This window comes from Geobacter sp. PheSNFMC (assembly GCF_059620965.1).
In genome coordinates this window covers 1-6,638 of record NZ_JCAMRN010000108.1, presented here as the reverse complement: position 1 = coordinate 6,638, position 6,638 = coordinate 1, and the positions used below count along the sequence as shown (strand labels likewise).

Genomic DNA, 6,638 nt, shown 5'->3' with positions numbered 1-6,638 from the left:
CGCTCAATAGCAAGTTGGACATAAAAAAGGTTAAGCGGAAAAATGACAGAAAAGTCAAACGGCGCTCACCGCTATTTCAAACTGACCAGATCCGCAATAAGAAGTTACAAGAAAGATGATCCACTTGAAACAACGCGAAATCTAAGACCAGAATATTTCAGATGGGACGTAAACTGGGGAATCGGGATGTGGTTTGCTACTGTCCTCTTGATTTTACTCGCAATAGTAGCTGACTCATCCTGCTTCCCTTCCAACTCATATTCGACAAAAAGTGAATCAATACAAAGTCCAACCACGGCCTTAGACGCGGCCCGAGACCGGTCAAGGCCGCAGCCGTTGTCCCTCCCATGCGTAGCGCAGCGAAACCGTGCCGGAATGGTACAATGGTGTCGTATGTAGACGCGGCAATAGCGGCCGAGCCACTGCCATTCGACTGCGGGCACATCGTTGACCTCGGCCCGGGGTGGCTCATCTCAAAGGAGAAATGACATGGACAAGCCGGCAAAGAACACGATTTGCCTGTGGTACGATGGCGACGCCGAGGAGGCTGCGCGGTTTTACGCCCGGACCTTTCCCGATTCGTCCGTTGGCGCGGTGTTCCGCGCACCGGGAGATTTTCCGTCCGGGAAGAAGGGGGACGTGCTGACCGTCGAGTTTACGGTGATGGGCATCCCGTGCCTCGGACTCAACGGCGGACCTGAGTTCACGCACAACGAAGCGTTTTCGTTTCAGGTCGCAACCGTTGACCAGGACGAGACGGATCGCTACTGGAACGCGATCGTCGGCAACGGCGGCCAGGAGAGCCTGTGCGGCTGGTGCAAAGATAAATGGGGAATTTCCTGGCAGATTACGCCGATCGCCCTGACCAGGGCGGTCACCGATCCCGATACCGCTGCCGCCACGCGCGCGTTCGATGCGATGATGCAGATGAAAAAGATCGATATCGCCGCAATTGAGGCGGCGCACCGCGGGTGAGATTGCATTCCTCGCACCATCATGAACCCGGAGGCTTCCCATGCCTGAAATGAACTACCGCGATGCCCTGAACCTGGCCCTGAAGGAGGAGATGCGCCGCGACCCGTCGGTGGTGGTCTGGGGAGAGGATGTGGCCCTGTACGAGGGGTCCTTCAAGGTGACCCGCGGGCTGCTGGCCGAGTTCGGCGAGGAGCGGGTAAAGGATACCCCCATTTCGGAGAACTCCATCGTGGGGGTGGCCGTGGGCGCGGCCATGGGGGGCTTGAGGCCCGTGGCGGAGCTGATGACGGTGAATTTTGCGCTCCTGGCCATGGACCAGATCGTGAACCACATGGCCAAGATCCGCTCCATGTTCGGGGGCCAGACCTATCTCCCCATGGTGGTCAGGGCGCCGGGGGGCGGGGGGAGCCAGTTGGGGGCCCAGCATTCCCAGAGCCTGGAAACCTACTTCATGCACTGCCCCGGCATCCATGTGGCGGTGCCGGCCACACCGGCGGATGCCCGGGGGCTGCTCAAGGCGGCCATCCGCGACGACAACCCGGTCATGTTCCTGGAGCACGAGCTGCTCTACAACAGCAAGGGCGAGGTGCCCGACGACCCGGAGTCCGTCATCCCCTTCGGAAAGGCGGATGTGAAGCGGGAGGGCAAGGACCTGACCATTGTCGCTTATTCGCGCATGACCATCCTGGCGCTCCAGGCGGCGGAGGAGCTGGCAAAGGAGGGGATATCCTGCGAGGTGGTGGACCTGCGGACCCTGACCCCCCTCGACACGGCGACCTTCACGGCGTCGGTGAAGAAGACCGGCCGGGCCGTGGTGGTGGAGGAATGCTGGCGGAGCGCCGGGCTGGGCGGGCACCTGGCCGCGATCATTGCCGAGGAGTGCTTTGACCGGCTCCTGGCGCCGGTGCGGCGGGTGTCGGGACTCGACGTGCCCATGCCCTATTCGCGCAAGATCGAGAAGCTCTGCATCCCGCAGCCGGAGACGATCGCCGCGGCGGTGCGGGAGACGCTGAGCGGAACGTACTGAGAAAGGGATATCCTCATGGCAACCGACATCACCATGCCCAAACTCTCCGACACCATGACCGAAGGCCGTCTCGTCTCCTGGAAGAAAGGGGTGGGCGACCCGGTTGAGCGGGGCGATATCATCGCCGAGGTGGAGACCGACAAGGCCACCATGGAGCTGGAGGCGTTCGCCTCGGGCGTCCTGACGGAACAGCGGGTGAAGCCCGGCGAGCTGGTGAACGTGGGCACGGTCATCGGCGTGATCGGCGGAGCGAACGAGGCCCGGCCAACGGAGCAGGCCGCACCCGCCCCCCCGGAGCAGGCCGACTGGCAGCCGCCATCGGAGGAACCGGCGAACGGGGCGGAGCCTGAGATCCCGGAGCGGGTGCTGGAGTTGCCCGAAGCATCGGAGCCGCCGGCGCCCCTGTTGCCGGGCGACGACACCAAAGCCTCGCCCGCTGTGCGCCGCCTGGCGCGCGAGAAGGGCATCGACCTGCACCAGGTGCGGGGGAGCGGTCCCGAGGGGCGCATCCTGATGGAGGACCTGGACCAGGCTGCGGCGAACGAGGAAGCCGTGACGGAGCAAGCGGGGCAGCCCTCTGCGGGCGAATCTCCCGCCCCGCCCGAGGCCGAGCCTATGACGCGCATGCGGAGCGCCGTCGCCCGGGTCACGGCCGAGTCGTGGCGCACCATCCCCCATTTCTACGAGACCGTCGAGATCGACATGAAGGCGGCCGGTGAGATCGTCCGGGAACTGAAGGGGAGCGGCAGCGCCGTGTCCTACAACGACCTGGTGCTCAAGGCCGCCGCCCTGGCCCTGACGCGGTTTCCCCGGATGAACGCCTCGTTCCGGGACGGAGGCGTCGTTGTCCACCGGGAGGTGAACATCGGTTTTGCCGTGGCCATGGAGGACGGGCTCCAGGTGCCGGTGGTAAAGGGGTGCCAGGGGCTGGCCCTGAAGGAGATCGCCCTCCAGACCGTGCGCCTGGCCGAGCGGGCCCGGAGCGGCGCCATCACCCAGGAGGAGATTTCCGGCGGCACCTTCAGCGTTTCGAACTTGGGGATGTACGGTATCGATGAGTTTGCCGCCGTGATCATGCCGTCCCAGGCGGCGATCCTGGCCGTGGGTGCCGTGGCGGACCGGCCCGTGGTGCGGGATGGGCAGCTGGCGGTCGGCCGGACCATGCGGGCGACCCTTTCCTGCGACCATAGGGTGGTGGACGGGGCCTATGCGGCCCAATTCCTGGGCGAATTGCGGAGGGTGCTGGAGAATCCGGTCCTGATGCTGGTATGATGGGGCAGTTTCCGGGCAGGGAGGTGCCGTGAAGATCGTGGATCTCGCCGCCATGGAGTACGCCGAGGCCTTTGCCCTCCAGGAGCGGCTCGTTGCCGACGTGGCTGCCGGCCGCGCGGAGGAGACGCTGCTCCTGCTGGAGCATCCGCCGGTCTATACCCTGGGCCGCGGAGGCGGTGGCGGAAGCCTTCCGGACCCGTCGGTGCGCCCGGTGGAGATCAACCGGGGAGGAGACGTGACCTGGCACGGCCCCGGCCAACTGGTGGGCTATCCCATCCTGGATCTGGGCCGGCGGGGCCGGGACCTGCACCGGTACCTCCGTTTTCTGGAACAGGCGTTGATGGACGCGGCCGCTGCCTTTGAAGTGGCGGCCTGGCGGGTCCCCGGCCGGACCGGCATCTGGACCGACGGGGGGAAGCTGGCCTCCATCGGGGTTGGGGTCCGGCGCTGGGTCACCATGCACGGTTTCGCCCTCAACGTCTGCAACGACCTGGCCCCCTTCAGCCGCATCCATCCCTGCGGCATCGTGGGCTGCCCGGTCTCCACCCTGTCCCGGGAAGCGGCCCGGGCGATCACCGTGGCCGACGCAAAGGCCGCGGTTGCCGCCGCCTTTGCCGGTCTGCCGGCCGACGCCCTGCCGGAGCAGCCCCGGGACGCTGCCGTCCACGCTGCGCCATGCGATGAATTCCATGCACCGTCAACCACTTCAAGGAGGCCACCGTGTCCACTGACCGTCTGAAACTCCCCGTCGAGAAGCTCCGCTGGACCTGCGATCCGGCGCAGTTCGAATTCACCACCACCGATGACCTGCCCGAACTGGAGGGAACCCTTGGCCAGGCCCGGGCCCTGGCATCCATCGACTTCGGCCTCGGCATCCACGAGAGCGGGTTCAACCTGTTCCTGGCCGGAGAGCCCGGCACCGGCCGCAGCTCTACGGTCAAGAACATCCTGAAGAAACGGGCAAAGGGCGAGCCGACCCCCTCGGACTGGGTCTACGTCAACAACTTCAAGTCGCCGGACCTCCCCATCACCCTGGCTCTGCCGGCAGGCAAGGGGAGCGAGCTGGAGCAGGACATGCGGGAGCTGATCTCCGCGGTCCGCTCCATCATCCCCAAGGCCCTGGACAGCAAGGAGTACGAGGCCAACAAGGCGACCATCGTCGAATCGTACCAGGAGCACAACAACGAGCTCTTCTCGGCCCTGGAGGCCGAGGCCCAGGGCAAGGGGTTCGCGCTCCAGCGGACCGTGTCGGGGCTGGTGATGGTCCCCCAGAAGGAGGACCGCAACTTCACCCAGGAGGAGTACGAGGCCCTGCCGGAGGAGGAAAAGGAACGGATCAGCACGGTGGGGCAGGAGTTGACCGACAAGCTGAACGACGTGCTCCGCCAGGTGCGCGAGAACGAGAAGCAGACCAAGGACGCCCTGGCCCAGCTTGACCGCGACCTGGGCAACGCCACCGTGGGGCATCACCTGGACCCCCTGCGGGAGAAGTACGGCGACAACCCCACGGTGGTGGAGTACCTGAACGCGGTTCAGGAGGACATCATCGCCAACCTGGAGGACTTCAAGCCCCAGCAGCCGGTCCAGTCCCCCATCCCGGGGCTCAAGCTCCCCCGCCAGGAGCCCTCCTTCGAGCGCTACCAGGTGAACGTGTTCGTGGACAACCACGATGCCGAGGGTGCTCCGGTGGTTTTCGAGCCCAACCCAACCTACAGCAACCTTTTCGGCCGCACTGAGCACATCATGCAGATGGGGGGAACCGCCACCACCAACTTCACCATGATCAAGCCGGGGGCGCTCCACAAGGCCAACGGCGGCTACCTCATCGTCGACGCCCGCGAGGTCCTCGTGAACCCTTACTCGTGGGATGCCCTGAAACGTTGCATCCGCAGCGCCGAGATCAAGTTCGAGGATCCCCTGGAGCAGTACCGCTTCATCACCATCGTTTCCATGAAGCCCGAGGCAATACCCTTGCAGGCCAAGATCATCATGATCGGTTCGCCGTGGATCTACTACCTCCTTTTCCACCTGGAGCCCGACTACCGCAAGTTCTTCAAGGTGAAGGCCGATTTCGACAGCCGCATCGCCCGCACCGCCGAGGTGATCAGGGATTATGCCCTGTTCGTGGCCACCCACTGCAAGAACGAGAAGCTGCTCCCCTTCGACCGGAGCGGCGTGGCCGGGCTCATCGAGTACTCGGCCCGGCTGGTGGAGGACCAGAACAAGCTCTCCTCGCAGTTCATGGAGATCGCCGACCTTATCCGCGAGGCGAGCTACTGGGCCGGCAAGGACGGCGGCCAGGTGGTTGACCATGGCCACGTGACCCGCGCCATCGAGCAGAAGATCTACCGGAGCAACCGGATCGAGGAGCGGATGCAGGAACTCTTCGATGATGGGACCATCATGGTGGATACCGACGGCGCGGCAGTGGGGCAGATCAACGGCCTGGCGGTCATGACCGTGGGGGATCACACCTTCGGCCGCCCGTCCCGGGTCACGTCCCGGGTCTGGCTGGGGCGGGCCGGCATGGTCAACATCGAGCGGGAGGTGAAGCTCTCGGGACCCATCCACGACAAGGGGGTCCTGATCCTCACCGGCTACCTGGGCGGGAAGTTCGCCCATGACAAGCCCCTCTCTTTTTCCGCCTCCATCTGCTTCGAGCAGAACTACGAGGGGGTCGAGGGGGACAGTGCCTCGTCCACGGAACTCTACTGCCTCCTCTCGGCCTTCTCGGGCCTTCCCGTCAAGCAGGGAATCGCCGTGACCGGCAGCGTCAACCAGCACGGCATGGTCCAGCCCATCGGCGGGGTCAACTACAAGATCGAGGGCTTTTACGCCGTCTGCAAGTCCCGGGGGCTCACCGGCGACCAGGGGGTCATGATCCCCGCGTCCAACGAGCGGCACCTGATGCTGAGCGACGAGGTGGTCCAGGCGGTGCGCGAGGGGAAATTCCACATCTGGAGCGTATCCACCGTCGACGAGGGGATCGAGATCCTGACCGGCGTTCCGGCCGGCGCGCTGCAGGAGGACGGCAGCTACCCTGAGGGGACCGTCAACTTCCTGGTGGACCGACGGTTGCGGGAAATGATCGAGAGCATGAAGAAGTTCGGCTCGTCCGGCGAGAAGGACGAGAAGAAGAATGGCGGGACTCCCGCGCCCGCCCTCGAGGGGGGGCAACCGTCATGAGACGGCTCGCCCCGGTGGCGGCCTGCGTGGCCCTGGCCCTGGCGGCCGGCTGCAGCGGCGGGTCCGGCGCTGGAGGCGGCGAGCTGTTCGCCACCCACTGCGCCGGCTGCCATCCGCAGGGAGGCAACACCGTCCACCCGGAAAAGACCCTGGCGCGGGTCAGGCGGGAGGCCAACGG

General features: G+C 65.2%; 5 protein-coding genes and 1 pseudogene. All 6 read left to right on the top strand.

Translation table 11 applies throughout. The annotated features are described in order from the left end of the window. Window positions 1-489: 489 nt before the first annotated feature. Window positions 490-975 carry a VOC family protein gene (locus tag AC6CDK_RS17350; RefSeq protein ID WP_192905252.1) on the top strand — a complete coding sequence of 162 codons (486 nt, stop codon included), beginning with the start codon at window positions 490-492 and terminating at the stop codon, window positions 973-975. Between the two features lie 40 nt (window positions 976-1,015). Beyond that, window positions 1,016-2,002: an alpha-ketoacid dehydrogenase subunit beta gene (locus AC6CDK_RS17345; RefSeq protein WP_010943073.1), complete on the top strand. Its 987-nt coding sequence runs from the start codon at window positions 1,016-1,018 to the stop codon at window positions 2,000-2,002. 15 nt (window positions 2,003-2,017) lie between these two features. Beyond that, on the top strand, window positions 2,018-3,274 hold the full coding sequence (locus tag AC6CDK_RS17340) for a dihydrolipoamide acetyltransferase family protein (protein WP_192905251.1): 1,257 nt from the start codon (window positions 2,018-2,020) through the stop codon (window positions 3,272-3,274). 28 nt (window positions 3,275-3,302) lie between these two features. Further along, window positions 3,303-4,013: a lipoyl(octanoyl) transferase LipB gene (gene lipB / locus AC6CDK_RS17335; protein WP_192905250.1), complete on the top strand. Its 711-nt coding sequence runs from the start codon at window positions 3,303-3,305 to the stop codon at window positions 4,011-4,013. After that, entirely contained in the window at window positions 3,995-6,460 is a 2,466-nt protein-coding gene (locus AC6CDK_RS17330; protein ID WP_192905249.1) for a Lon protease family protein, read from the top strand. The genes lipB and AC6CDK_RS17330 overlap by 19 nt, the downstream gene beginning before the upstream one ends. Next, a pseudogene (locus AC6CDK_RS17325) lies at window positions 6,457-6,638 on the top strand (c-type cytochrome); the annotation flags it as partial. The gene AC6CDK_RS17330 and the pseudogene AC6CDK_RS17325, both read left to right, overlap by 4 nt.

Coding starts and splice junctions, on each gene's coding strand:
- AC6CDK_RS17350 (WP_192905252.1), top strand. CDS start 490: ATGGACAAGCCGGCAAAGAACACGATTTGCCTGTGGTACGATGGCGAC.
- AC6CDK_RS17345 (WP_010943073.1), top strand. CDS start 1,016: ATGCCTGAAATGAACTACCGCGATGCCCTGAACCTGGCCCTGAAGGAG.
- AC6CDK_RS17340 (WP_192905251.1), top strand. CDS start 2,018: ATGGCAACCGACATCACCATGCCCAAACTCTCCGACACCATGACCGAA.